Source organism: Stenotrophomonas sp. SORGH_AS_0282 (assembly GCF_030818125.1).
GTDB classification, from domain to species: domain Bacteria; phylum Pseudomonadota; class Gammaproteobacteria; order Xanthomonadales; family Xanthomonadaceae; genus Stenotrophomonas; species Stenotrophomonas rhizophila_A.
On sequence record NZ_JAUTAB010000001.1, the window covers coordinates 2987749 to 3011064 of the forward strand.

A 23316-nucleotide genomic window follows, 5' to 3' on the forward strand; every position below is an offset into this window, starting at 1 on the left:
CTACCGTCCGCTCTACCGTCCGCTCTACCGTCCGCTCTACCGTCCGCTCTACCGTCCGCTGCGCCTTTGGCGAAATGTCAGGCGATGCCGATGCCCGGGATCGCGGTGATCTGGTCCGGGTCGAACCCGGCCAGCTCGGCGAAATGGCGGCCGCGGGCGACGTAATCGCGGTAGACGCCGTAGCTCGGTGCGCCCGGGGACATCAATACCACCCCACCCTGTTCGCCGAGCGCCGTGCGGGCGAGGCGCACCGCCTCCTCCAGGTCGCGGGCGGCATGCAGACCGAACCTCCCTGCATCAGCCAGCGGCTGCAGCAACGCATGGATGCGCGGGCCGTTGGCGCCCATGGTGACGATCTCCACCGGCGGCACGTCGTGCGCCATGTGGTCCACGAAATCGTGCCAGTCCAGCCCCCGGTCATGCCCGCCCACCAGCAGCGCGATGCGCTGGCCAGCGAAGCATTCCAGCGCCGCCAGGCTGGCGTGCGGGGTGGTGCTGATCGAATCGTTGACGAAGCGCAGCCCGTCGCGGATGCCGATGGTCTGCAGGCGGTTGGGCAGCGGCCGGAAATCCTGCACGGCAGGCGCCAGCGCCACCGCATCCAGGCCCAGCGCTTCGATCGCCGCCAGCACCGCGCACAGGTTGCCGCGGTTGTGCCGGCCCGGCAGCGGCGTGTTCGCGGTATCGAACACCCGCTGCTCGCCGCGATACACCCACTCGCCGCGCATGTGCCAGCCCTGCGGCTGGTTGAACCACACTACTTCGCTGTCCGGCAGCGACAGCGCGGCCAGGTGCGGGTCGGCCGCGTTGAGCACCGCGATACGCGGTGCCGCGCCGGTCACCAGCGCCAGCTTGTCCTGGATGTAGCGCGCTTCGCTGCCATGCCAGTCCAGGTGCTCGGGAAACAGGTTCAGCACCACCGCCACCTGCGGGTGCGCGCCACTGCGCGCCACCTCGCCGGTCTGGTAGCTGGACAGCTCCACCGCCCAGTACTCCGGCGCCGGCTGCGGGTCCAGCACCTCCAGCAGCGGCAGGCCGATGTTGCCCACCAGGCCGGTGCGCGCGCCGGAGGCGCGCAGCAGATGCGCCAGCAACGAGGTGGTGGTGCTCTTGCCCTTGGTGCCGGTCACGCACACGGTGTCGCGCACGGTGTCTTCGGCATCGGCATGCTCGGCAAACCACAGCGAGGTACCGCCGATGAACTGCGTGCCCTGCGTCGCCGCCGACACCGCGGCTTCGCCGTAGGGGCTGATCCCCGGCGACTTGATCACCACCTCGAAGGCGGCCAGGGATTCACCGCTGACATCCGACCGCACCTGCAGCGCATTGCCGGCCTCGGCCCGCGCGGCGGCGGCCTCGGCCTCGGGGCAGAACAGGGTCAGGGCCAGCGCCGGCAGGCGCTGGCGCAGGACGGCGAATGCCGCACGCCCCTCACGCCCCCAGCCCCACAGCGCTACGCGCTTGCCTTCAAGCTGCGAAATTCGCACGCAGGCGCTCCCAGATCGCCGCCGGAATCCGGTGCTCGCCTTCCAGCACCAGCAACGGTTCGATCTGCAGTTCGGCGCCGTCCAGCTGCGGCTGGATCTCCTGGATGAAACGCTTCACCAGCGCATCCTCGTTCCATTCCGGACGTGCCGCCAGGGTGGCCATCGCCGCACGCGATTCGCGGCCTTCGCCCACGCATTCGAACGGCTTGTGGTCCTGGAATTCCAGCAGCGCGTCGAAGCCGCCGGCCTGCTCCATGTCGTCCAGCAGGTTGCGGCCGAAGATGCGCACCAGCCGGGTCTTGGGCATGAACGGGGCCAGCGCCAGGAACACGAAGTGGCACTTCGGGCAGACCCCGCACCAGCGGTTCACCGGGCGCTCGCCCAGGATGTGGAAGTTGCGGTTGCAGCTGGAGAAATGCGCGTCGTAGAAATCGGTCCTGGCGAACTGGCGCGCCACGGCCAGCTCCGACAGCGGGCGCAGCAGCGAGTAGTAGTGCAGGTCCGCCGCCACGTGCCTCTCAAGGTGTTCGCCAAAGGCCTGCTCGAAGGCCCAGCCCTTGGACCACTGGTGGTTCACTTCACCGGTACCCGGGATCTGGCTGCCGTAGCTGGCCGAACGCTCGTTGGAGAACACGACCTGGTCCACGCCCTGCAGCAGCGCGGCCAGCACCATGATCGCCGAGTTCACCGCGGTGACCGGGATATGCCCGTTCCACGCGCCCTGGCGGTTGAGCTCGAACAGCTCGGGGGCCAGCGTGCGGCCGATGTTGAGCATCGGCAGGCCGGTGCGTTCGGCGCAGGCACGGATCAGCTGCGAACCGCCGATCCAGGTCACCGTTTCGGTGATGCCCAGCGTGCGCAGCGCTTCAATGCTGACAAGCGAATCCTTGCCGCCGCCGATGGCCACCAGTGCATGCTCGCGCAGGCCCACCGCCGGCGCGTTGAACGCCTCGCCGTCCACCGGCAGGCGGAACCGCCCGCGCAGGTTCAGCCCGTTGCGGTAGGCGAACTCGCCCAGCCCGTTGAGGTACACCGTTTCCACCAGCGCGGCGGTATCGGCATCGATGCTGTAGCTGTCGATCCGCACCTGCTCCGGCACCGCAGCCTTGTAATAGCTGACGCCCGCGAACAGGTGCAGCAGGCGCAGCGCACGCTCAACGGCCTCGGCGCGGGCAGCGTCCAGCACGAACGGCGCGCCGGGAATGCTGACCGTCTCGACCAGCTCCGGACCATTGTCGAAGGCGTAGACCAGCTGCGCCACGCCGGTATCCGCGGCGAAGTCGCAGCGGACGAAGCGGAAGCAGGCAACCTGGTGTTTATCGAAAGCAGTCATGGCGTATCCGGTGAGGCAATAAGGGAAACCAACGGGAGGCGCTCAAGGCACATCGTCGATGATGTCCTCGCGCGGCAGCTCGCGCTGGTTGTAGGTGTTGGCCATGACGTACCCGTAGGCACCGGCATCGGCGATCAGCATCACATCGTCCGGCGCGGTGGATACCGGCAGCCGGCGGCGCTTGCCGAACACATCGCTGGATTCGCAGATCGGCCCGACCACGTCGAACAGTGCCTCGGCATACCCGCCCAGCCGGCTGAGGTTCTCGATGTCGTGCCAGGCGTCGTACAGCGCCGGGCGCATCAGGGTGTTCATGCCCGCATCCAGGCCCACGCGGCGGATGCCGTCCTTCTCCACCACCTGGGTGGCGGTGGTGAGCAGCACGCCCGATTCGGCCACCAGGTAGCGGCCCGGTTCAATCGCCAGGCGGAACGCCGGGTGCACCGCCTTCACCTCGGCCAGGCCGACGGCCCAGGCGTCCAGGTCGAACGGTTCATCGTCATCGCTGTAGGGAATGGGCAACCCGCCGCCGATATCGATGGTTTCCACGCTGCCGATCCGGCGCGCGAACCCGGCCAGTTCGTCGCACATCAGGCGCCAGTGCTGCGCCGTTTCCACGCCGCTGCCCAAGTGGGCGTGCAGGCCGACCACGCGGGTGCCGAGGTCTTCGGCCAGGCGCACGAACTCGTCCACGCGGGCGATCGGCAGGCCGAACTTGGAGTCCTTGCCGCCGGTACGGACCTTGGCGTGGTGGCCTTCGCCCCGGCCCAGGTCCACGCGCAGCCACAGCTCGCGGTTGCGGAACAGGTCCGGCCAGCGCTGCAGCGCTTCCACGTTGTCCACGGTGACGGTCACGCCGAGCGCGAACGCCGCTTCATATTCGGTGCGCGGCGCGAAGCTGGGGGTGAACAGCACCCGGCGCGGCGACAGCGTCGGCAGCACATTGAACACATGCTTGAGTTCACCGTGCGACACGCATTCCAGGCCGAAGCCTTCCTGCTCCAGCAGCTCCAGGATGGCCGGGTGGCTGTTGGCCTTGATCGCGTAATACCGCTGGTCGATCGGCCTGATCGCCGCCAGCGCGCGGGCGCGGGCGCGCACCGTGGCCAGGTTGTACACATAGCGCGGCGTACCGGCCTGGGCCAGGTGCAGCAGGTGCTCGCGCTGGCCCCGCCACCAGGCGGTTTCGCGCGGGCGGATGGTGCCGGCGATCTCGCGCCAGCGCGGGCCGAACACCTCGCCTTCTTCCACCGGCATCGCGCCGCTGTCGATCAGCTCGGCGTGCAGGATCGGCAGCAGGCCGTCGGCGTCGGCTTCATCGATGACGAAGGTCAGGTTGAGGTCGTTGGACGACTGCGAAATCATGTGCACGCGCTCGCGCCCGAAGGTCGCCCACACGTCCGACAGCTTGTGCAGCAGCGAACGCATGCCGCGGCCGACCAGGGTGATCGCCGCGCACGGCACGATGATCTTGACCTTGCAGATCTGCGACAGGTCGGCCGACAGCGCGGCCAGCACATCGGTATTGACCAGGTTTTCGGACGGGTCCAGCGATACCGTGACGTTGGTTTCGGCCGAACCGATCAGGTCCACCGACAGTCCGTGCTTCTTGAACAGCCCGAACACGTCGGCCAGGAAGCCGACCTGCTGCCACATGCCGATGCCTTCCATCGACACCAGCACGATGCCGTTGCGGCGGCTGATCGCCTTCACCCCCGGCACCGGTGCGGCATTGCCGTCGATGCTGGTGCCCGGCAGTTCCGGGCGTTCGGTATCCAGGATCGCCATCGGCACGCCGGCATCGCGGCACGGCTTGATCGAACGCGGGTGCAGCACCTTGGCGCCGGTGGTGGCAATTTCCTGTGCTTCGTAATAATCCAGGCGGGTCAGCAGGCGCGCGTCGGGTACGTCCTTCGGGTTGGCGCTGAACATGCCCGGCACGTCGGTCCAGATTTCCACCCGGCTGGCACCCAGCAGCGCGCCAAAGTAGGCGGCCGAGGTATCCGAGCCGCCCCGGCCGAGGATGGCGGTACCGCCATCGGCGTGGCGCGAGATGAAGCCCTGGGTGATCAGCATGCGGGTCGGCTGGGCGCGGAACGCCGCAGCCCACTCGGCGTCCGAACGCCACTGGCAGTTCACCGACAGGCGCTGCGACCAGTCGCTCTGGTTGGGCTGCGGCGGCAGCGCCTGCAGCCACTCACGGGCGTCCATCCAGCCGAAATCCAGGCCGCTGGTGCGCAGGTAGGCCGCGCCGATGGTGGAGGACAGCAGTTCGCCCTGGCCCAGCACGTCGGCCTGCCACTCCAGCGGCCGCGCGGCGGCGCGCGGCTCGTCCAGCAGGCCCTGCAGCGCGGCCAGGCGCACATCCAGCGCGCTGGCATCGAGCTCGAGCTCGGCCAGGAACTCGCGGTGGCGGGCCACCAGCGCATCCACGCGGGCGCGGCTGTCGGCGGCGCCATCGGCGATCGCGGTCAGTTCATTGGTCACCCCGGACAGGGCCGACACCACCACCAGCACGCGCGCACCGGTTTCTTCCGCACGTTTTTTCGCCAGCTTCCCGATCGTGTCCCAACGGTGACGACGCGACACGGAGGTGCCGCCGAACTTCAGTACGATCCAGCGATCGACAAGGGGGGAAGCTGACATGGAGGTAAGAATGGGTAGGTAGTGGGGGGATCGACCCGGCACGCCGGGCCGAACCTCTGATTCTATGCCAAGCCACGCCCCGGCAGGGCTTGTTAAGCTGCCCGACCGTTCCGCCAGACCGATCCGCCATGACCGCCCGCCGTTTCCTGCAGCTTGACGTGTTTTCCCCTTATCCCGGCGCCGGCAACCCGCTGGCCGTGGTGCTGGACGCGGAGGGCCTGGACGACGCGCGCATGCAGGCCATCGCCCGCTGGACCCGCCTGCCGGAAACCACGTTCGTTTTCGCCCCGCAGGTGCCGGGCGACAGCTACCGCATCCGCATGTTCAGCCCGCAGAAGGAAGTGCCGTTCGCCGGCCACCCCAGCGTGGGCACCGCGCACGCGGTGCTGGACGCCGGCCTGGCCGCGCCGGTGGACGGCGTCCTGGTCCAGGACGGCATCGCCGGCGCGCTGCCGCTGCGGGTGGTGGGCGAAGGGGCCACGCGCAGCATCGCCATCCGCACCCCGCGCGCGGAGGTCGCCGAGGTGACCACGGCGGACGATCCGCGCCTGCAGGCGGCGCTGGCTGGCTGGACATTGGGCGGATTGCCGCCGGCGCGCATGTTCGGCGGACGCAGCTGGTGGGTGGTGGAACTGGCCGATGAAGCCACGTTGCGCGCCCTGTCACCGGACTGGGACGCGGTGGCTGCGCTGGCCGAAAGCACCGACAGCATGGGCGTGTTCGCCTATACGCGGAGCTCGGCAGACGATTACCAGCTGGCCGTGCGCGCGTTCGTGGGCAACGGCCGGCGCTTCGAGGATGCCGCTTCAGGCGCGGCCAATGCGGTGTTGGCCGCGTGGCTGGACAGCCGCAACGCCCTGCCCGGCGTGGATGGCAGTTATGTCGTCAGCCAAGGCCGCGAGGTCGGCCACGACGCGCGGTTGACCCTGCATGTGGATGCCGAGGGCGAGGTTTGGTCCGGCGGCCAGGTGCAGACGGTCATCCAGGGCACGATCACCTGGTAGGGACACTCAGGGTGCCGACTTTGCGTCGGCACCCTGAACATTTCAGCCAGCCAGCTCGGCTTCCATGCTGATCGGCACCGCGCTCAGCGCCTTGGATACCGGGCAGTTCTGCTTGGCATCATCGGCAATGGCACGGAACTGGGCCGCGTCGATGTTGGGGACCACCGCTTTGACCGTGAGCGTGATCTGCGACAGTTGCGGGCCACCTTCCATCGACAGGTCGACCTTGGCTTCAGTGTCCAGCGAGGTAGGCACGAAACCGGCCTCGGTGAGCTTGGCCGACAGCGCCATGGTGAAGCAGCCGGCGTGCGCGGCGGCGATCAGTTCTTCCGGGTTGGTGCCCTTCTCGTCGCCGAAGCGGCTGCTGAAGGCATAGCGGGTCTTGTCCAGCAGGCCGCTCTGCGGCGTGCTCAATTGTCCCTTGCCTGTCTTGAGGTCACCTTCCCAGTGCGCAGTGGCGTGACGCGAAATGCCCATCGTTGGATCCTTAGTGGGTGAATGGCAGCACCAGCGTAGACCGGCAGGCGTTAGCACCGTGTCTGGCCGTGCCGGCCTGCGGCTTCCGGTCGCAGCCGCCCGCCCCCTTGCCAGCCATGCGTGACCCTGGCCTCGTTGCAAAGTGCTGTTTTCAAGGCATTTCCGCACAATCCCTGCCCGCCCGCCTGGCCCGGCAAACCGCTTCCACGCCGCCGAACGGACCGTTTTTTTGGGCATGTCCTGATGCACTGCAGTAACCGCAAACGCAGAAAAGCCGAATATTTATGCGTTTGCCTATTGGCGGCGCCGCATTGTTGCCCTACATTTCGCTTGCCGATGGGTTCGGCGCGACCACACAACCAACCGATCACGGAACAGGAAACCATGGCAAAGACCGCTAAGAAGGCTGCCCCGAAGAAGGCAGTGAAGAAAGTCGCTACGAAGGCCGCCGCAAAGCCGGCAGCTCCGAAGCCGATCAAGGAAGTGCTGACCAAGTCCGGCCTGGTTGCACACATCGTGGAAGCCTCCGGCGTTGTCGCCAAGGACGTCCGCGCTGTGCTGGCCTCGCTGGAAACCGCCGTGGCTTCCTCGGTGCACAAGAAGGGCGCAGGCAGCTTCACCCTGCCGGGCCTGCTGAAGATCACCACCGTCAGCGTTGCGGCCAAGCCGAAGCGCAAGGGCATCAACCCGTTCACCAAGGAAGAACAGTGGTTCGCCGCCAAGCCGGCCACCACCAAGCTGAAGGTGCGTCCGCTCAAGAAGCTCAAGGACGCCGCGCTGTAATCTGCGCGCTTCCTGCAGCACCCGAACGGGACGGCCTTGGCCGTCCCGTTCTTTTTTGGCCAGGTCCTTCGCGGCGAAACACAGCGTTGCCAAACCGCCAGTTCCCGCCTGACGCCCACGCAAAGCCAGTCGCTGCGGCCTTCCTGCCATGCACGTACGGCATCGGAACGCACAAGGTGGAACACTGCGTGCGACCGCGCCTGTCGTCCGGCCCGCCGGCCACGCCTAAGGTGGACCTACTCCCCCACAGTGCAGCGCCATGGCCAGCCCCTCGCAACGCTATCGCATCACCATCACCCCGATCGAAAAGGACGGGCTGCAGTGCAGCGGACGCTGCACCATCGAACTGGAACATCGCGCGCAGCAGGACTGGATGCGCCTGCTGGAGGTCGCCCGCCGGCAGACCGGGCTGGCCGGTGACGAGCGCGCCGCGGCCATCGTCGCGACCCAGCTGCTGCAGGACATGGCCGCGCGCTACGCCGAACAGCCTGCGCATCCACTCACAACCCTGCAGCCGCAGCTGGGTCAGGTGCTCGACGCCCTGGATGCAATCCAGCGCGCACCCTGAAGGTGGTTACACTCTCCCTTCCTCTGGGGAGAGTGCACCATGCGTCGAGCCTTGATCCTGTTACCGCTGTTGCTGGGAAGCTGTTCCTGCCAGCGCGATGCCGAACCTGAGCGCGGGCTGGCGGCCAGCGCCTCGACGCCGGCCCCGGCGCCGATTGATGTCAGCGCCGCCGCGTCGCAGGGGATGACGGCCACGGCCCCGCCGGCGCTCAGCGCGGTGGCGCCCGACGCGCCGAGTGAGTCGATCACGGTTCGGAACTACATCTATGCCCTGCTGGGCAAGGACCGCAGCGCGTCCGATGCCTACTGGACCGGTGGACGAACCTCGTCGCGCCCGGACGATGCCGTGCTGCGCTCGATCCCGCAGCTGCGCAGCCTGCGCGTGGATACCGAAAGCCCCATCGCCCGCGACACCGCGCAGCCCTCGCGCCTGCGCGAAGTCCCTGTGCGTGTCCGCGCCATCACCGCGGACGGCACGTTCAGATACGAGGGCTGGTACCGGCTGCAACCGCGCCCGGATGGGAACGGCTGGGAAATCCTGAGCGCTTCATTGCAGCCGAGTCTCCAGTGACACGCCGACCAGAGCGCTGCGCCCCGGGGGAGCACTAGCGGTCCGGGTGTCTGCGCTCATGAAGCGCTGATTCAGGCCGACGCGCTATGGTGTCACCACCTCCCTGCCGCGCCTGCCGATCATGACGCTACGCCCCCTGTTGACCCGCTTCGCCGCCTGCACCGTCCTCATTGCTGCCGCCGTCGCCGCACAGGCCGCGCCGAGCATTTCCGGCCGCGAGCTATCGGTCGGTGCCACCGATGTCCAGCAGTATCTGGACGGCAGCTTCCCGCGCACCCAGGACGCCCTCGGTGGCCTGATCGCGATGACCATGAGCCACCCCAAGCTGACCCTGCCGCAGGGCAACCGCCTCGACCTGGGCTTTGATGTGGCACTGGCGACTGCCGGCGGTGCGCCCGCCCCGCTGGGCAAGGTCAAGCTGAGCAGCGGCCTGCGCTACGACGCGCAGACCCAGGGTTTCCATCTGGACCAGCCGACCGTGGACGACTTCACCCCGGCCAACAACGGCGGCAGGCTCGACTCACGCACCCGCGAGCTGCTCAACGCGTTCCTGGTCGACTACGCCCGCCGTGAGCCGATCTACAAGATCGACCCGACGGTCGGCGCGATGCTTGGCGCGCTGCAGGTGCAGTCCGCCCAGGTGCAGAACGGCAAGCTGGTGGTCACCTTCAACCAGGACCTCGGCAGCCTGGTGCCCGCCGGCGTGCTCGGCCGGTAACGCCGATCTCTGCCCGGCTGGCGTGGAACCGGGCCCGGCCCGGCTCCACGCCCTCGTTTACCCAAGCAGCGCCTTCGCCACGGCCTCGGAGAACGCCGGAATATCATCCGGCTTCCGGCTGGTGATCACGCCGTTGTCCACCACCACTTCCGCGTCGGTCCACTGCGCGCCCGCATTGCCAAGATCGCTTTTCAGCGACGGCCACGAGGTCACCTTGCGACCCTTGGCCAGGCCGGATTCCACCAGCAGCCAGGGACCGTGGCAGATCGCCGCGACCGGCTTCCCGGCCGCCGCAAACGCCTTGATGAACGCCACTGCCGGCGCCTGGGTGCGCAGCGTGTCGGGGTTGATCACCCCGCCCGGCAGCACCAGCGCGTCGTAGCTGGCGGCGTCGGCGCCGTCGAGCGACTGGTCCACCGGCACGCTGTCGCCCCAGTCCTTGTCCTTCCAACCCCGGATCTGGCTGGCGTCACCCGGTGCGATGACCGACACCTTGGCGCCCCAGGATTCCAGGAGGCGCTTGGGTTCCTGCAGCTCGGACTGCTCGAATCCATCGGTGGCGAGCAGGGCAACGCGCTTGCCGTTGAGGTCATGTGCCATGTGGGGGCTCCTTGAAAAAGTGAGCCCCTACCATGCAGATCCGCGCATTGGCGGAGAGTGACTGGCATGTGGACGTCGCGTGGCCGGTAGGTACCGACCGTTGGTCGGTACGCAATGTCACCCGACCAACGGTCGGGTGCTACCGCGGTAAAGCGCCGCAGGCGCTTTACCGCTTGGGCTGCAGCATCGTCCCGGTGCACTTCTTCGACCCGCAGCGGCATTCCCAGATCTTCTTCAGGCGTGCGGTGTGGCGCTCGGCCAGGGTGATGCCGTAGTTGTAGGTCAGCTCGTCGCCCGGCTTGATGTCCTTGATCGCCTCGATGAACACCTTGTCCTCGCGGCGGTTGTCGCCCTCGGCTTCCTCGATCACGGCCTCGCAGTTGGGGTCGCAGCTGTGATTCAGCCAGCGCGCATCGTTGCCCTTGTAGTTGGCATCGATGACGTAATCGTCGTTCAAGGTGAACAGGAAGGTGTGACCGCTTTCCACATCCCCGGTATCATCCGCATCCACGTCGGCGTGGCTGCGCAGCAGCCCCTTGTACTGGATCACCCGCTCGCCCTTCTTGAGCGGCGCCAGCGCGAACACGCCATTGCCGTGAATGGTCGACTTGCGGGCTTGGATCTTCTTGGGCATGTGGCTGGCCATTACGTTGGGATGGTCGATTCTCGCTTAATCTTTGTGATTGCCCAACCACGTCTGCACCGCGCCCCTGCTGGCGCCCCGCCTTGAGCACCTGAACAGGACGGGTTGGATGCCCGGGCATAAAAGCGTACAATTTCAGTCCGCTTTATGGTTCTGCCCTCCCCCATGCTCCGCGTCACCAAGCTCACCGATTACGCCACCGTCGTCCTGACCGTCCTTGCCGCTCGCCCGGGCGAGGTCCTCAGTGCGACCGAACTGGCCGAATTCGCCAGCCTCGAGCCGCCCACCGTCAGCAAGCTGCTCAAGCCCCTGGCCCAGGCCGGGCTGGTGGAAGGCCTGCGCGGCGTGCGCGGCGGCTACCGGCTGACCCGCCGCCCCGATCAGATCAGCCTGTTCGAGGTCGTCGAAGCCATGGAAGGCCCGCTGGGCCTGACCGAGTGCGCGCACGACCACAGCCAGTGCGGACGCGAGCTGCAATGCGGCGCGCGCAGCAGCTGGCGGATGATCAACGACGTGGTGTCCGACGCACTGCGCAAGGTCACCCTGGCGCAGATCCTGCCCCCTCTTCCCCTTGTTGACGCCCCCCGCCGCGTGATCGCGGCGGATGTCGTCTCCTGATCCACAGGCAGCCCCCATGGCCACCGATACCCTCGACACCGTCGCCCCCGGCGACACCCCCAACCGCGAGATCCACGAGCAGCTCGGCCGCAAGTATTCGGCCGGCTTCATCACGGACATCGAATCGGATTCGCTGCCGCCCGGCCTGGACGAGGACACCATCCGTGCCCTGTCGGCGAAGAAGGACGAGCCGGAATGGATGACGCAGTGGCGCCTGGACGCCTACCGCCACTTCCTGACCATGCCGATGCCGAACTGGGCCAAGCTGCAGATCGCCGCGATCGACCTGCAGGCGCTCAGCTACTACTCCGCGCCCAAGGGCCCGAAGTACGCCTCGCTGGATGAGGTGCCCAAGGAACTGCTGGACACCTACGACAAGCTGGGCGTCCCGCTGCATGAGCGCGCCAAGCTGGCGGGCGTGGCCGTGGACGCGGTGTTCGACTCGGTCTCGGTCGGCACCACCTTCCGCAAGGAACTGGCCGAGAAGGGCGTGATCTTCTGTTCCATGTCCGAAGCCATCAAGGAACACCCGGAACTGGTCAAGCAGTACCTGGGCAGCGTGGTGCCGGTGGGCGACAACTACTTCGCCGCGCTCAACTCGGCCGTGTTCTCCGATGGCAGCTTCGTGTTCATTCCCAAGGGCGTGCGCTGCCCCATGGAACTGAGCACCTACTTCCGCATCAACGCCGGCCATACCGGCCAGTTCGAGCGCACCCTGATCATCTGCGAGGACAAGGCGTACGTGTCCTACCTGGAAGGCTGCACCGCGCCGATGCGCGATGAGAACCAGCTGCACGCCGCGGTGGTCGAACTGGTGGCGCTGGAAGACGCCGAGATCAAGTATTCGACCGTGCAGAACTGGTACCCGGGCGACGAGAACGGCGTGGGCGGCATCTACAACTTCGTCACCAAGCGTGCCGAATGCCGTGGCGCGCGCAGCAAGGTCACCTGGACCCAGGTCGAAACCGGTTCGGCGATCACCTGGAAGTACCCGTCCTGCGTGCTGCTGGGCGATGACTCCGTTGGCGAGTTCCACTCCGTGGCGCTGACTCATCACCGCCAGCAGGCCGACACCGGCACCAAGATGATCCACATCGGCAAGCGCACCAAGAGCAAGATCGTCAGCAAGGGCATCAGCGCCGGCCGTGGCCAGAACACCTACCGTGGCCTGGTCAAGGTGGACCGCAATGCCGATGGCGCGCGCAACTACACCCAGTGCGATTCGCTGCTGATCGGCAAGACCTCCGGCGCGCACACCTTCCCGTACATCGAGGTGAAGAACCCGAGCGCGACGGTGGAGCACGAAGCCACCACGTCGAAGATTTCCGATGACCAGATGTTCTATTGCCGCGCGCGTGGCATCGACCAGGAAAACGCGGTCTCGATGATCGTGGATGGCTTCTGCAAGCAGGTGTTCCGCGAGCTGCCGATGGAGTTCGCGGTGGAAGCCAAGAAGCTGTTGGAAGTCTCCCTTGAAGGTTCCGTGGGCTGACCGGTCGCGCCTTCGTTTGATTTTTTTGCCACGCATGGCGTGGCACTACTGGATTCGTATCATGCTGAAGATTGACAACCTCCACGCCCGCATCGGCGACAAGGAAATCCTCAAGGGCCTGTCGCTGGACGTGAGGCCGGGCCAGGTGCACGCCATCATGGGCCCCAACGGCGCGGGCAAGTCCACGCTGGGCAACGTGCTGGCCGGCCGCGAAGGCTATGACGTCAGCGAAGGCGGCGTGCAGTTCGAAGGCCGCGACCTGCTGGAGCTGGCGCCGGAAGAACGCGCCGCCGCCGGCGGCCTGTTCCTGGCCTTCCAGTACCCGGTGGAAATCCCCGGCGTGAACAACACCTACTTCCTGCGCGCCGCGCTCAATGCCCAGCGCAAGGCGCGCGGCGAGGAAGAACTCGATTCCATGCAGTTCCTCAAGCTGGTGCGCCAGAAGCTGGCCGTGCTGCACCTGAAGGATGAGCTGCTGCACCGTGGCGTCAACGAAGGCTTCTCCGGTGGCGAGAAGAAGCGCAACGAGATCTTCCAGCTGGCCGTGCTCGAGCCGAAGCTGGCGATCCTGGACGAGACCGACAGCGGCCTGGACATCGACGCGCTCAAGAGCGTGGCCGACGGCGTCAATGCGCTGCGCTCGCCGGACCGTTCGTTCCTGGTCATCACCCACTACCAGCGCCTGCTCGATTACATCAAGCCGGACGTGGTGCACGTGCTGGCTGACGGCAAGATCGTGCAGAGCGGCGGCCCCGAACTGGCCCTGGAACTGGAAGCCCATGGCTACCACTTCCTGAAGGACCGCGTGGTGCCGGAGGCAGCGGTCTGATGAGCGCCCTGCTCGATTCCCTCGCCGCCGGCTTCTGCGGCAGCGACGCCCGCCGCGCCGAGCTCGATGCCGCCCTGCAGGCTGGCCTGCCGGGCCCGCGCAGCGAAGCCTGGAAGTACACCTCGCTGCGCCAGCTCGAACGCCGTACGTTCCAGCCCGCGCCGCTGGCCGCGCCCGACATCGACCCTGCCCTGCTGGCCGACATTCCGTCGCCGCGGCTGGTGTTCGTCAACGGCCGCCCGTCCGCCGCGCACAGCGACGTGTCGGCGCTGCCGGCCGGCGTGCAGGTGCAGACCCTGTCCTCGGCGCTGGCCGCCGGCGAGGAAGCCCTGCGCTTCCTGGGCCGCCGCTTCGAGCGCAGCGAAGAAGTCTTCGCCCGCCTCAACGCCGCCCTCGCCGATGAAGGCGTGCTGGTGCGCGTGGACGACGGCGTGCAGGTCGAAACCCCGCTGCAGCTGGTCTTCATCAGCGCCGCCGGTGGCAGCGACCTGGCCTGGCATCACCGCCACCTGATCGAACTGCGTGCCGGTGCCGCGCTCGGCGTGGTCGAGCACCACCTGGATGCCGGCGATGCCGCGCACCTGGGCAACACCCTGGTGCACGTCCATCTGGCCCAGGACGCGGTGCTCTCGCACGCCCGCGTGCAGGCCGATGGCAGCCGCGCCACCGCCCTGCTGCGCACCGATGCCGTGCTGGCCCGCAACGCGCAGTACCGCCGCGTAGACCTGGAGCTGGGTGCCGCGCTCAGCCGCCACGAACTCAACGTGCGCCTGGAAGGCGACAACGCGCAGCTGACCGCCAACGGCGTGCTGCTCGGCAACGGCCGCCGCCATGTCGATACCCGCCTCGGCATCGAACACATCGCGCGCGATACCGCCTCGGAAATGGTGTGGCGTGGCGTGGCCGCCAACCGCAGCCGCGTGGTCTTCCACGGCGGCATCCACATCCGTGCCGGCGCCGATGGCACCGATGCCAACCTGTCCAACAAGAACCTGCTGCTGTCCGCCGACGCCGAAATCGATACCCAGCCCACGCTGGTGATCGACGCCGATGAGGTGAAGGCCGCACACGGCGCCACCGTCGGCCAGCTCGATGCCAACGCCCTGTTCTACCTGCGCTCGCGCGGTCTGCCGGCCCAGCAGGCCCAGCAGCTGCTCAGCGCCGCGTTCTGCCACGAGCCGCTGAACGTGCTCGACGCGCGCCTGACCGAGCAGCTGCGCCGCCAGCTGGACCTCGCGCTGGCCAAGGCAGGCGTGGCATGAACCTCTCCACCCCGCGCCCGGTGGCCGACACGGCCGCCGCTCCCGACTGGGACCGCGTGCGCCTGGACTTCCCGCTGCTGATGCGGGAAGTGCACGGCAAGCCGCTGGTGTACTTCGACAACGCCAACACCGGCCAGAAGCCGGTGCAGGTGATCGGCGCGGTGGATGAGTTCTACCGCCGCTACAACGCCAACGTCAGCCGCGCCGTGCACGCGCTGGGCACCGAGGCTACCGACGCCTACGAAGGCGCGCGCAGCAAGCTGGCGCGCTTCCTCAACGTGCGCGCCAGCGAACTCATCCTGTGCAGCGGCACCACCTTCGCCATCAACCTGGTGGCCTATTCGTGGGCCCTGCCGCGGCTGAAGGCCGGCGATGTCATCCTCGTATCGCGCATGGAGCACCACGCCAACATCGTGCCGTGGCAACTGGTAGCCCAGCGCACCGGCGCCACGATCCGCGTGGCCGAGATCACCCCCGAAGGTGCGCTCGACCTGGACGCCCTGCGCAAAGCCATGACCCCCGAGGTCAAGCTGCTTGCCGTGGCCCACGTCTCCAACGTGCTGGGCACGGTCAACCCGGTGCGCGAGATCTGCCGGGAAGCGCGCAAGCGCGGCATCATCACCGTGGTCGACGGCTCGCAGGCCGTGCCACACCGCAAGGTTGACATCGCCAACATCGGCTGCGACTTCTACGCCATCACCGGCCATAAGATGTGCGGCCCTACCGGCACCGGCGCACTGTGGGCCAAGCGCGAGCATCTCGATGCCATGCCGCCGTTCCTCGGTGGCGGCGAGATGATCAAGGAAGTGAGCTTCGAGGGCACCGTCTTCAACGACGCCCCGCACAAGTTCGAAGCTGGCACCCCGAACATCGCCGGCTTCATCGGCCTCGGCGTGGCGGTGGACTATCTGGAATCACTGGGCCTGGAGCACGTGGAAGCGCGCGAAAGCGAGCTGCTGGCGCACTTCACCGAAGAGCTGAACAAGATCGACGGCCTGCGCATCTTCGGCACCACGCCGGACAAGGCGGCGGTGGTCTCTTTCCTGATCGAAGGCGCGCACGCGCACGACCTGGCCACCCTGCTGGATCTGGAAGGCGTGGCCATCCGCTCCGGCCAGCACTGCGCGCACCCGCTGCTGCAGTACTACGGCGTGGCGGCCACCTGCCGCGCGTCTCTCGCGTTCTACAACACGCATGCGGAGATCGAGCGGTTCATTGCGGCGTTGAACAAGGTGCGCAAGCTGCTGGGCTGACGCCAGCCCCGTACGCTGACAAGAAGACGCCGCGGACAACCGCGGCGTTTTGCATGGCGCGCACCTTTTACATCGAGCCGGTAGCGCACGACAAATTCAACTACGGCCTCGCCTCCAACTGACCCTCATGCACATCGGCAACCTGCCCATCATCGTATTCAATGGTGTAGATCACGCCGTCTGGAAAGTCAGCAAAGTATGAGCCGACAGGTCGCTCTTCAAATATGCCGACCACCCAAGCGTCGTCCCCTGGCCTCAAGTGCGAGCCTGCGCCATGAATGACGCGGACTCGGTCGTCGTAGTTGAACAGCGGCATACCAAAAGACCTCAGGCTTGGCTTCCGGATCCAAAAGCTTCTCGGCTGAGCCCCCCGTCGGCAGCGCACGACCTTTAGTCACGCTGACGTGCCTCCAATTCATGACTTAGTGTCCAAGCCGTGACCGGTCAACAGCGAACCCTTACCTCGAAACTGGAGGTCAGCGTGAGTGATGCGTAGCCTGGAAGTTCAGCGAGCACAGTGTATACCTCCAAGAAGGAGAGAAAGCCACCTCGCACGAACAGAATAAACTCAACTCCAAAACCATCCGCCCCTGTAGCCGACAGACCCTCAATCTCAAAGTCCGCCTCACCTGAAAGCGGGATCGCGTCGCTCTCCAGAATAAAGTCGACGTACACGCCGACACGACTTTCCGATCGCACAATAGCAATGACGCGGCCCAATTGAGCACTGAGTTCTTCCGGTACACCCTCAGCCTCAAGCAGATGCTTGATTGCCGTTTGTTCCAGATCGGGAATATCAGAGAGCTTCATCAACGCTGCCCTCAGTTGCAGCTGCCGCTGGCGACGCTTTCATGCGCCGCGACGTTCGCACATCGGACAGTCCGGTGAGGCCCGAGCATAGACCACCGTCTTCGAAGACCAAGACACGACACGAGTACCCGTCGTGGCGATCCATCTCGTCTTCGGATCTGATCAGCTCCTTTGCAAGCGCAAGCGCCTGAACCATATGCCCTTCCTCAAAGAGGCGAACCCCGATCATGAATTTTTGATGGACCTTTCTCATTGGTCGTCCCTGACTATCACAGCGGCGCAAGCAGCCCATCAATGTAGGTACCGAGACCGACCACATCGTCTGCATCACCGATGAGATCGTCGTCCATCATCTTCCTGACTTCCGCCACCCCGCCCAACCTGTCCACCACGGATCGCATGAAGTCCAATTTTCCCAGGAACAGTGTCGTATCCTGATCCAGTCGAATGATCCATTGCTGGTCGAGAGAGAAGACATAGTGGTCGCGCAGGAAACTGTAATTCTCATCCCAGTACGTGCGAATGGATTCCATATCCGGCTTGATGTGGACGCCGCTCAACAGATCAGAGGCGTTCCTGTATCTGACTGCACCGAGTCCCGAAGGATACCCGGCCGCCTGGTTGTGCACCGCCATCCAGCATTCCCACACGTTATCCGGTGCCAGATCCTCATAGGAGGTTCGGTCAAAGGCCATTCCAGCCCAGCCCTGGATCGCGAAGGGCAGATCGGGGGGCATCGTCGGCAATACGATGGACTCGATGAAGTTCAGCCAAGCAGCCGTCGGGGAGAGCCCAAGGGCTTCTGGGAAATGATCAGCCATTCCATCCAAGGTCATCGGTCGGGCTCTAGGTTAAGGTCTGGCGGCACCCCTGATCCCTGGATCACCACGCTGAACTGTTTTTCGGCATTGTATCCATAGCAGTCCACGAGTATCACGACCCCAGCAGCTTCAGAGTGGAACAGGGCCGACTCACCAGTGGAGGCCGCAACCGCCACCATGGAGGTGACGGCAAACCCCCTCACGGGCGCGAATCCTAGATAGTCCTTCTCATGAAAGCCAATCTCGCCCTCAAGGGCACCCAGCCTGCGCTCGACGCAGCGCATGACCCTGAGTGCCTCGGCCAGGCCGACATAGGCTCGAACGAGACCCGGGGCATTGCGAATATCCTGCGGCCACACAATGTCCCAGTCGGATGACCTGGTCCGGAAGTCCTCGATACGCAGGCTGCAGGAAGCCGCTTCATTGATAGCCTGGACCAGAGCAGCGCCGTGGCGTAGCCGCAGATGCGCACGCTCCCTCTCTTCGGCCAGCAACATTCGCCGCTTACGCACCTCATCCCAGCTTTTGCTCTCCACGCGTAGCGTCCTCGGATCAAGCTGTTGTGACATCAACGCAGGGCGAGGTCAATAACCAAACGCCGGGCGAAACACATACCGAATCGCTACTACTTCAGATTCAGCCACCGATCGTTCTCGAGCCTGAAGATGGGGCCCCAAAACAATGAACAAACTCGTCTCGCAGACCCACTACCGGGAGGCCCATGTCGGGCCGTTACGCAACTCTTGAAGCCGCAGCACTGTTATCGCGCCCCAAAGTTCCGGGCAGTCACTCAACATCTACAGCCAAGACGTCCCCATCATCATGCTGGATGGATGCCTCTTCATAGTCCAGGACGCCCTGCCCGGCAAAGCGTTCCAGGAAATTCACCACAGCAGAAAAACTGACGTCCGGCGGAACATCGACGGAGAAGAAGGACGGGACATTACTCAACTCCGTTGCACAACCCAAGCCAGACAGCTTGCTTCTAAGCTCAGCTACCTGATCAACCTCGTATACGATCACCCTGACCGTAGAGTGTCCGCCTGCGGTCAGAACTTTTTGGAATGTCAACTGTCCGTCCACATGCAACGCAGCAACAACATCGCCGGAACTGATCAGCTTTACATAGAACGGAACGCTATCCACAAGATAGCTCCCATCACTGAGAGGGATTGCCCAAAGATTCTCCCAATCCACGGGAGGATACCCGTCATCCCCACGGGGCAACTTGAATGCCACTTTCGCGTACTCTGCTTTACTCATGGCAATCCATTGAAATCGAATCCCATGGCAGCACGACTCAGGACTTCCACATACGCTTGATTCATTCCCCCCTCCTGGGGTTGCGGGTACCCTTGGCCGAAAACCCATTGGAAGTCGCATTCGAATAGGTCATCGCGGACTCGGTGCCATCCAACTCGGTTTCGAGATTGTCTTCCACAAGAACTTCGTACGCACCCACCTGCGCAAACGCTACTACCTCTTCCTTCCGACCTTCCGCATTCCAGTAGTAGCCCGTCGCTTTGGTCGGATCGATCCTTAGACGCCCGCCCTCCCTTGAAACTCCCTGGCACAGGAAGTCCGCCGATGCCAGCATCACGAACCGCTTGTCGGGGTGACTACGGCGACCCCGACAGTGCTCGGCCCGTCTAGTGCAAACGACAATACGCTATCGACATCCCACCCCGCGCGTGATGCTTCCGGGACTGCCGGGGGGTCACACATCTCCAGTGCCGACCGGCCAACGCTGCCCAGGCAGGGTCCCACGAGCGGGTGCGGGATGCAGGTCCCGGCACCCAGCATCTTCTCCTGCGCGCCTGTCACTACATAGTAGATCTCATAGCTGGACGGCTGGCCTACCGTGGCGTCCCTCTGGACGAAATCGACCAGATGTATCCGGCACGCGCGTCCGTGCAGGCGGGGAATCACCTCTGTGGCGAACGTTCGCTCAAACGCCCGTGCATAGCCTTGTGCGATCGCGCGGCTTGGCTGATGGTTGGTGACGTACGGGCCCTCCGAGCGATCGCCACCGCATCCTGCCAGCAGCAACACGCACAGAAGACCAGTCCAGCAGCGGAGCCTGCTCATGTCTTCCTGCACTCAGCCAATGCCAGATCGACAATCTGCGCCGAGCAACGGGTGATGCTGCCTTCGCAGGTGCGCGCCTGAAGCAGCTCCTCGTTCGGCCCCTGAAGTGCATAGAACACGCGAGTGCGGTCTTTCTGCGATGCGGTCGGGATCAGGCTGCTCCCGATCAGATGGACACCGATGCTTCGCGAAGGATCGCCATGCTTTCCTGCAAGCCCATGCTCGATCTTCGACCAGTAATGCTGCGAAACTCCGCTGTGCGGATCCCTGGTGGATAAGGTGTAGGTGCACTGCGGGCGCTGGGCGCAACCAGCACCCAGCAGCGTCGACAACAATAGTCCGACGACGCCGATATGCCGCGCCGTTCTCCCTTCCCGGTGTTGCGTCTTCAGCCCCATCCTGCGCCCCATCCCTTTCCCCCGCCAGAGCATACGACGAAGCGCGTATGCCATAATGAGAACCCTTCTCATTAATGACACTGGATGTCGTCGATCGCCCCCAGTGCCGCGAGCCCCCAACCGCTGCACGCTTATCTGCAGTGCCCGCACCAGGGTGCCCCGGGCCGTGCGCGGGCACGCGCCTCGTTCACCGAACGCCATGCGCGCACGATCGCTGGCAGCCTGACAGTGCTGGCCCACGCTGCCGTCATCGCGCTGCTGCTCTGGACCCACGTTGCCAGCACGCCGGTGCTGCTGCCCCCGCCGGCCGATCGCACCCAGTTGGTACTGCTGCCGCCGCGCGCGCCGGAAGTACCGCTGGAAGACATCGTGGCGCCTACCCCCAGCAAGGCGGCCACGCTCCAACGGCAAAAGCCCGAACCCCCGCGCGACCTGCCCAGGACGCCGCCGCGCGAGACGGCCCACTGGGTGATCCCGCCACCGACCCCGCCGCAGCCCAAGCCGGATTCGCCAGCGCCGCTGCAACAGCAGGCCTCAGTCGCCGCCTCGCCGCCCAGCCCACCGCTGCCGCCCGGCCCCAGCGATACCACGCCCGGCCGCGACAGCTGGGAAGGCCGGGTCATGGCGCGGCTGGAACGCTTCCGTCGTTACCCCCACGCCGCACGGGCGCGCCGCCATGAGGGCGTCGTGCAGGTGCGGGTGAGCCTGGCCCGCGATGGCCAGCTGCTTGCGCTGACGGTGGAGCAGAGCTCGGGCTACGCGATGCTGGACCAAGCCGCGCTGGATACCTTCCGCCGGGCCGCGCCGTTGCCGGCCGTGCCCGACGACCGGCCGGCACCGGTGGAACTCTCGTTCCCGGTGGAATTCTTCATCCGCTGAGCGCCCGCGCAGGCGTGTTATTCGGTCAGCGCCGTGCGCATCTCGCGCTCGATCTGTTCGACCAGCAGCAGGTTGGCATGCTCCGGCGCGCGCTCGTAGGCGCGTTTGGCCGCGTCCTGGGCTTCGGCCAGCAGACGGAAGCGCGCCTCGGCACTCTCCGCCACCCGCGCGGAAGCGAAACGCGACGCCGCCTGGTAGTAGAGCTCCTGGACATCGCCCAGGTCGCGCGCGCGCTGCCGCCAGCGCGCGGCCGGCACGTCATTGCCAGGGGTGGCTTCGTAGTGCGCGATCAGCCGCTTGATCGCCACCAGGTCGTCATCCTTGGCGGCGGCGGTCACCACGGCCAACTGGCGGGGCGACAGGTAGCGGTCGTCCGTCGGGGGCCCTTCGCCGCAGCCAGGCAGCGCCAACAGAAACACGCAGGACAGGAAAGTGGACTTCATAGCCGCACGATCCTGCCAGTGCCCGATCCGCACGGCCAACGCACCGTTCCTATCAAAAAGCGGCATTACATAGGCAACGCCACTGCTACCCGCCACCGGCGCCCCGCTCTAGAATGACGGCATGAGCACCCTGACCTTCCGTGCGGCCACGCTGGCCGACATTCCCGCCCTGATCACCCTGGTCACCTCGGCCTACCGCGGCGACGCCAGCCGCGCCGGCTGGACCACCGAAGCGGACATGCTGGACGGCGCGCGCATTGACGCAACCGGTCTGCAAGCCGATATCGAGCGCCCGCGCAGCACCGTCCTGCTGGCCGAACGCGACGGCCAACTGCTGGCCTGCGCGCACGTGGCCGACGACCACGGCAAGGGCTACTTCGGCATGTTTTCGGTGGACCCGGCCCAGCAGGGCGGTGGCATCGGCAAGCAGGTGATGGACGCGGCCGAAGCGCACGCCGCGCGCGAATGGGGCGTGGCAGTGATGCAGATGACGGTGATCGACATCCGCGATGAGCTGATCGCCTTCTACGAGCGCCGTGGCTACCAGCGCACCGGCATCAAGAAACCGTTCCCGTACGGGGATGAGCGCTTCGGCATTCCCAAGCGCGACGACCTGCGCTTCGAGATCCTGGAAAAGCCGCTGGCGGCCCACGCATGAGCGAGACCTGGACCTTCGTCTGCGCCACGGCCGAACTGCTGCCGGGCGAGATGAAGAGCACCTTCGACGAGGTTACCGGCACCCCGATCGTGGTGTTCAACCTGGATGGCGAGCTGTTCGCCCTGGAAGACCAGTGCACCCACGAGGAATTCGAACTGTCCTCGGGTACCTTCGATACCGAGGAAGGCAGCATCGAATGCGTGCTCCATAGCGCGCGTTTTGACGTGCGCGATGGCCGTGCCCTTTGCGCCCCGGCCTATACGGCGGTGCCGAAGTTCCCGGTGAAGCGCGAGTTCGACGGCGTCTGGACCCGCGACGACCGCGACTGAGTCTCACCGAGCCGATAGAAAACTTGAATCGGCCCCTGGCCGGTTCTGTGATGCCCGCCGCACGGCGGCGGATGCGAATCATTATCGTTTCTGTTAATTTATCGGTATTCGCCTTCCCGGCCTGACCGACTACCGCCTCATGGCTGCCGCCACTGATGCCACCGCCAACCGCTGCTCGACCCCATTGCTGCTGACCGCGGCGGTGCTGTTCTGCCTGCTGGCCGTCGTGGCTGAATTGGGCACTTCGCCGGGTTCGATGGATCGTGCGGGAACGGTGGCCGCGATGGTCGCTGGCGAATCGCTGCAGGTGTCCGGCATACCTGCACCAGACCGCGCCCCGGTCGCTGTCCACGCCTGCGCCGCAGCGGAAAAGGAAGCCGAGAACGGCCGCCCCGACCCTGCCGAACGTGCCACGTCGCTTCCGTCGTGCATGGCAGGCACGCGCACCGCAGCGTCACCCGCCGCGTGGGCCATGCCGGCCATCCAATCGCGCCCACTGCGTTCGCATCTGTCGCAGGCACCGCCCGCGCACGCCTGACCGCTGCTGCCCAGGCACCTCGCCACGCAGGGCGCCCAACGCCCCCTGCACATCGCATCTCTTTCGCTC

28 protein-coding genes are annotated in these 23316 nt (G+C 66.0%); 14 read left to right on the forward strand and 14 right to left on the reverse strand.

What is annotated here, in order from left to right; all coding sequences use genetic code 11:
- Nucleotides 1-77: 77 nt before the first annotated feature.
- Genes murD through QE395_RS13305 form a run of 3 tightly spaced genes read right to left on the reverse strand, consistent with a single transcriptional unit; the run spans nt 78 to nt 5466 of the window.
- On the reverse strand, nt 78-1487 hold the full coding sequence (murD, locus tag QE395_RS13295; protein ID WP_306989532.1) for a UDP-N-acetylmuramoyl-L-alanine--D-glutamate ligase: 1410 nt from the start codon (nt 1485-1487) through the stop codon (nt 78-80).
- Nucleotides 1468-2820 carry a UDP-N-acetyl-alpha-D-muramoyl-L-alanyl-L-glutamate epimerase gene (gene murL, locus QE395_RS13300; protein WP_306989534.1) on the reverse strand — a complete coding sequence of 451 codons (1353 nt, stop codon included), beginning with the start codon at nt 2818-2820 and terminating at the stop codon, nt 1468-1470. Before murL ends, murD begins: the two co-directional genes overlap by 20 nt.
- A 42-nt stretch (nt 2821-2862) precedes the next feature.
- Complete coding sequence (locus QE395_RS13305) at nt 2863-5466, reverse strand: bifunctional aspartate kinase/diaminopimelate decarboxylase (protein WP_306989536.1); 2604 nt, start codon at nt 5464-5466, stop codon at nt 2863-2865.
- Nucleotides 5467-5594: 128 nt separating this feature from the next.
- Here QE395_RS13305 and QE395_RS13310 point away from each other — a divergent pair, with 128 nt between their 5' ends.
- Nucleotides 5595-6470: a PhzF family phenazine biosynthesis protein gene (locus tag QE395_RS13310; protein WP_306989538.1), complete on the forward strand. Its 876-nt coding sequence runs from the start codon at nt 5595-5597 to the stop codon at nt 6468-6470.
- 42 nt (nt 6471-6512) lie between these two features.
- On the opposite strand, the gene QE395_RS13315 is transcribed toward QE395_RS13310, so the two are convergent.
- Nucleotides 6513-6947: an OsmC family protein gene (locus QE395_RS13315; RefSeq protein WP_068849927.1), complete on the reverse strand. Its 435-nt coding sequence runs from the start codon at nt 6945-6947 to the stop codon at nt 6513-6515.
- Nucleotides 6948-7331: 384 nt separating this feature from the next.
- Here QE395_RS13315 and QE395_RS13320 point away from each other — a divergent pair, with 384 nt between their 5' ends.
- From QE395_RS13320 to QE395_RS13335, 4 genes are all read left to right on the forward strand, one after another.
- Nucleotides 7332-7730, forward strand: coding sequence for an HU family DNA-binding protein (locus QE395_RS13320; RefSeq protein WP_068854576.1), 399 nt, complete (start codon nt 7332-7334; stop codon nt 7728-7730).
- A gap of 259 nt (nt 7731-7989) precedes the next feature.
- Nucleotides 7990-8298, forward strand: coding sequence for a DUF3861 family protein (locus QE395_RS13325; RefSeq protein ID WP_306989540.1), 309 nt, complete (start codon nt 7990-7992; stop codon nt 8296-8298).
- Nucleotides 8299-8337: 39 nt separating this feature from the next.
- Entirely contained in the window at nt 8338-8868 is a 531-nt protein-coding gene (locus tag QE395_RS13330; RefSeq protein ID WP_306989543.1) for a hypothetical protein, read from the forward strand.
- Nucleotides 8869-8989: 121 nt separating this feature from the next.
- Nucleotides 8990-9586, forward strand: a complete 597-nt coding sequence (locus tag QE395_RS13335; RefSeq protein WP_306989544.1) for a DUF1439 domain-containing protein — start codon at nt 8990-8992, stop codon at nt 9584-9586.
- A gap of 57 nt (nt 9587-9643) precedes the next feature.
- On the opposite strand, the gene QE395_RS13340 is transcribed toward QE395_RS13335, so the two are convergent.
- Together QE395_RS13340 and QE395_RS13345 are read right to left on the reverse strand one after the other, a co-directional pair.
- Nucleotides 9644-10186: a type 1 glutamine amidotransferase domain-containing protein gene (locus tag QE395_RS13340; protein WP_306989546.1), complete on the reverse strand. Its 543-nt coding sequence runs from the start codon at nt 10184-10186 to the stop codon at nt 9644-9646.
- 166 nt (nt 10187-10352) lie between these two features.
- Nucleotides 10353-10820 (reverse strand): SET domain-containing protein-lysine N-methyltransferase, encoded by a 468-nt coding sequence (locus QE395_RS13345; RefSeq protein WP_068854575.1) that lies wholly within the window; start codon nt 10818-10820, stop codon nt 10353-10355.
- Between the two features lie 174 nt (nt 10821-10994).
- Between QE395_RS13345 and QE395_RS13350 the strand changes: the two genes are divergently transcribed.
- The 5 genes from QE395_RS13350 (at nt 10995) to QE395_RS13370 (ending at nt 16283) form a co-directional block, all read left to right on the forward strand.
- Nucleotides 10995-11447, forward strand: a complete 453-nt coding sequence (locus QE395_RS13350) for an SUF system Fe-S cluster assembly regulator (RefSeq protein WP_068849911.1) — start codon at nt 10995-10997, stop codon at nt 11445-11447.
- Between the two features lie 16 nt (nt 11448-11463).
- Nucleotides 11464-12939: a Fe-S cluster assembly protein SufB gene (sufB, locus tag QE395_RS13355; RefSeq protein ID WP_210131767.1), complete on the forward strand. Its 1476-nt coding sequence runs from the start codon at nt 11464-11466 to the stop codon at nt 12937-12939.
- 61 nt (nt 12940-13000) lie between these two features.
- On the forward strand, nt 13001-13768 hold the full coding sequence (gene sufC, locus QE395_RS13360; protein WP_306989550.1) for a Fe-S cluster assembly ATPase SufC: 768 nt from the start codon (nt 13001-13003) through the stop codon (nt 13766-13768).
- Complete coding sequence (gene sufD / locus QE395_RS13365) at nt 13768-15030, forward strand: Fe-S cluster assembly protein SufD (RefSeq protein WP_095363761.1); 1263 nt, start codon at nt 13768-13770, stop codon at nt 15028-15030. Before sufC ends, sufD begins: the two co-directional genes overlap by 1 nt.
- The gene (locus QE395_RS13370; protein WP_093533355.1) at nt 15027-16283 is read left to right on the forward strand and encodes a cysteine desulfurase; all 1257 of its coding nucleotides are present in this window, start codon (nt 15027-15029) and stop codon (nt 16281-16283) included. The genes sufD and QE395_RS13370 overlap by 4 nt, the downstream gene beginning before the upstream one ends.
- A gap of 100 nt (nt 16284-16383) precedes the next feature.
- Here QE395_RS13370 and QE395_RS13375 read toward each other — a convergent pair whose 3' ends face one another.
- From QE395_RS13375 to QE395_RS13405, 7 genes are all read right to left on the reverse strand, one after another.
- Nucleotides 16384-16599, reverse strand: a complete 216-nt coding sequence (locus QE395_RS13375) for a hypothetical protein (RefSeq protein ID WP_095363760.1) — start codon at nt 16597-16599, stop codon at nt 16384-16386.
- Nucleotides 16600-16727: 128 nt separating this feature from the next.
- Nucleotides 16728-17093 carry a hypothetical protein gene (locus QE395_RS13380; protein ID WP_141236251.1) on the reverse strand — a complete coding sequence of 122 codons (366 nt, stop codon included), beginning with the start codon at nt 17091-17093 and terminating at the stop codon, nt 16728-16730.
- A gap of 269 nt (nt 17094-17362) precedes the next feature.
- Nucleotides 17363-17929 (reverse strand): hypothetical protein, encoded by a 567-nt coding sequence (locus QE395_RS13385; protein ID WP_095363757.1) that lies wholly within the window; start codon nt 17927-17929, stop codon nt 17363-17365.
- Nucleotides 17926-18450 (reverse strand): hypothetical protein, encoded by a 525-nt coding sequence (locus QE395_RS13390; protein ID WP_141236250.1) that lies wholly within the window; start codon nt 18448-18450, stop codon nt 17926-17928. Before QE395_RS13390 ends, QE395_RS13385 begins: the two co-directional genes overlap by 4 nt.
- Before the next feature lie 250 nt (nt 18451-18700).
- Complete coding sequence (locus QE395_RS13395; protein WP_176472649.1) at nt 18701-19177, reverse strand: DUF4265 domain-containing protein; 477 nt, start codon at nt 19175-19177, stop codon at nt 18701-18703.
- Between the two features lie 61 nt (nt 19178-19238).
- Nucleotides 19239-19514: a hypothetical protein gene (locus QE395_RS13400; protein WP_176472648.1), complete on the reverse strand. Its 276-nt coding sequence runs from the start codon at nt 19512-19514 to the stop codon at nt 19239-19241.
- A gap of 484 nt (nt 19515-19998) precedes the next feature.
- Nucleotides 19999-20334: a hypothetical protein gene (locus QE395_RS13405; RefSeq protein ID WP_176472647.1), complete on the reverse strand. Its 336-nt coding sequence runs from the start codon at nt 20332-20334 to the stop codon at nt 19999-20001.
- Nucleotides 20335-20484: 150 nt separating this feature from the next.
- On the opposite strand from QE395_RS13405, the gene QE395_RS13410 reads away from it, so the two are divergent.
- Complete coding sequence (locus QE395_RS13410) at nt 20485-21279, forward strand: energy transducer TonB (protein WP_306989555.1); 795 nt, start codon at nt 20485-20487, stop codon at nt 21277-21279.
- A gap of 17 nt (nt 21280-21296) precedes the next feature.
- On the opposite strand, the gene QE395_RS13415 is transcribed toward QE395_RS13410, so the two are convergent.
- Entirely contained in the window at nt 21297-21722 is a 426-nt protein-coding gene (locus QE395_RS13415) for a hypothetical protein (protein ID WP_306989557.1), read from the reverse strand.
- Nucleotides 21723-21843: 121 nt separating this feature from the next.
- Here QE395_RS13415 and QE395_RS13420 point away from each other — a divergent pair, with 121 nt between their 5' ends.
- The 3 genes from QE395_RS13420 to QE395_RS13430 all read left to right on the forward strand — a co-directional run bounded on the left by QE395_RS13420 (nt 21844) and on the right by QE395_RS13430 (nt 23247).
- On the forward strand, nt 21844-22380 hold the full coding sequence (locus QE395_RS13420) for a GNAT family N-acetyltransferase (protein WP_217538039.1): 537 nt from the start codon (nt 21844-21846) through the stop codon (nt 22378-22380).
- Nucleotides 22377-22709, forward strand: coding sequence for a non-heme iron oxygenase ferredoxin subunit (locus tag QE395_RS13425; protein ID WP_068849893.1), 333 nt, complete (start codon nt 22377-22379; stop codon nt 22707-22709). Before QE395_RS13420 ends, QE395_RS13425 begins: the two co-directional genes overlap by 4 nt.
- Before the next feature lie 139 nt (nt 22710-22848).
- On the forward strand, nt 22849-23247 hold the full coding sequence (locus QE395_RS13430) for a hypothetical protein (RefSeq protein WP_176472646.1): 399 nt from the start codon (nt 22849-22851) through the stop codon (nt 23245-23247).
- Nucleotides 23248-23316: the final 69 nt, after the last annotated feature.

Excerpts from the sequence above, each read along its gene's own strand:
- QE395_RS13380 (WP_141236251.1), bottom strand. The coding sequence starts at position 17,093 with ATGAAGCTCTCTGATATTCCCGATCTGGAACAAACGGCAATCAAGCAT.
- QE395_RS13305 (WP_306989536.1), bottom strand. The coding sequence starts at position 5,466 with ATGTCAGCTTCCCCCCTTGTCGATCGCTGGATCGTACTGAAGTTCGGC.
- sufC (WP_306989550.1), top strand. The coding sequence starts at position 13,001 with ATGCTGAAGATTGACAACCTCCACGCCCGCATCGGCGACAAGGAAATC.
- QE395_RS13320 (WP_068854576.1), top strand. The coding sequence starts at position 7,332 with ATGGCAAAGACCGCTAAGAAGGCTGCCCCGAAGAAGGCAGTGAAGAAA.
- QE395_RS13330 (WP_306989543.1), top strand. The coding sequence starts at position 8,338 with ATGCGTCGAGCCTTGATCCTGTTACCGCTGTTGCTGGGAAGCTGTTCC.
- QE395_RS13370 (WP_093533355.1), top strand. The coding sequence starts at position 15,027 with ATGAACCTCTCCACCCCGCGCCCGGTGGCCGACACGGCCGCCGCTCCC.
- QE395_RS13335 (WP_306989544.1), top strand. The coding sequence starts at position 8,990 with ATGACGCTACGCCCCCTGTTGACCCGCTTCGCCGCCTGCACCGTCCTC.
- QE395_RS13415 (WP_306989557.1), bottom strand. The coding sequence starts at position 21,722 with ATGAAGTCCACTTTCCTGTCCTGCGTGTTTCTGTTGGCGCTGCCTGGC.
- QE395_RS13410 (WP_306989555.1), top strand. The coding sequence starts at position 20,485 with ATGTCGTCGATCGCCCCCAGTGCCGCGAGCCCCCAACCGCTGCACGCT.
- QE395_RS13350 (WP_068849911.1), top strand. The coding sequence starts at position 10,995 with ATGCTCCGCGTCACCAAGCTCACCGATTACGCCACCGTCGTCCTGACC.
- sufD (WP_095363761.1), top strand. The coding sequence starts at position 13,768 with ATGAGCGCCCTGCTCGATTCCCTCGCCGCCGGCTTCTGCGGCAGCGAC.
- QE395_RS13395 (WP_176472649.1), bottom strand. The coding sequence starts at position 19,177 with ATGAGTAAAGCAGAGTACGCGAAAGTGGCATTCAAGTTGCCCCGTGGG.
- QE395_RS13310 (WP_306989538.1), top strand. The coding sequence starts at position 5,595 with ATGACCGCCCGCCGTTTCCTGCAGCTTGACGTGTTTTCCCCTTATCCC.
- QE395_RS13385 (WP_095363757.1), bottom strand. The coding sequence starts at position 17,929 with ATGACCTTGGATGGAATGGCTGATCATTTCCCAGAAGCCCTTGGGCTC.
- sufB (WP_210131767.1), top strand. The coding sequence starts at position 11,464 with ATGGCCACCGATACCCTCGACACCGTCGCCCCCGGCGACACCCCCAAC.
- murL (WP_306989534.1), bottom strand. The coding sequence starts at position 2,820 with ATGACTGCTTTCGATAAACACCAGGTTGCCTGCTTCCGCTTCGTCCGC.
- QE395_RS13425 (WP_068849893.1), top strand. The coding sequence starts at position 22,377 with ATGAGCGAGACCTGGACCTTCGTCTGCGCCACGGCCGAACTGCTGCCG.
- QE395_RS13345 (WP_068854575.1), bottom strand. The coding sequence starts at position 10,820 with ATGCCCAAGAAGATCCAAGCCCGCAAGTCGACCATTCACGGCAATGGC.
- QE395_RS13420 (WP_217538039.1), top strand. The coding sequence starts at position 21,844 with ATGAGCACCCTGACCTTCCGTGCGGCCACGCTGGCCGACATTCCCGCC.
- QE395_RS13325 (WP_306989540.1), top strand. The coding sequence starts at position 7,990 with ATGGCCAGCCCCTCGCAACGCTATCGCATCACCATCACCCCGATCGAA.
- QE395_RS13340 (WP_306989546.1), bottom strand. The coding sequence starts at position 10,186 with ATGGCACATGACCTCAACGGCAAGCGCGTTGCCCTGCTCGCCACCGAT.
- QE395_RS13375 (WP_095363760.1), bottom strand. The coding sequence starts at position 16,599 with ATGCCGCTGTTCAACTACGACGACCGAGTCCGCGTCATTCATGGCGCA.
- QE395_RS13430 (WP_176472646.1), top strand. The coding sequence starts at position 22,849 with ATGGCTGCCGCCACTGATGCCACCGCCAACCGCTGCTCGACCCCATTG.
- QE395_RS13315 (WP_068849927.1), bottom strand. The coding sequence starts at position 6,947 with ATGGGCATTTCGCGTCACGCCACTGCGCACTGGGAAGGTGACCTCAAG.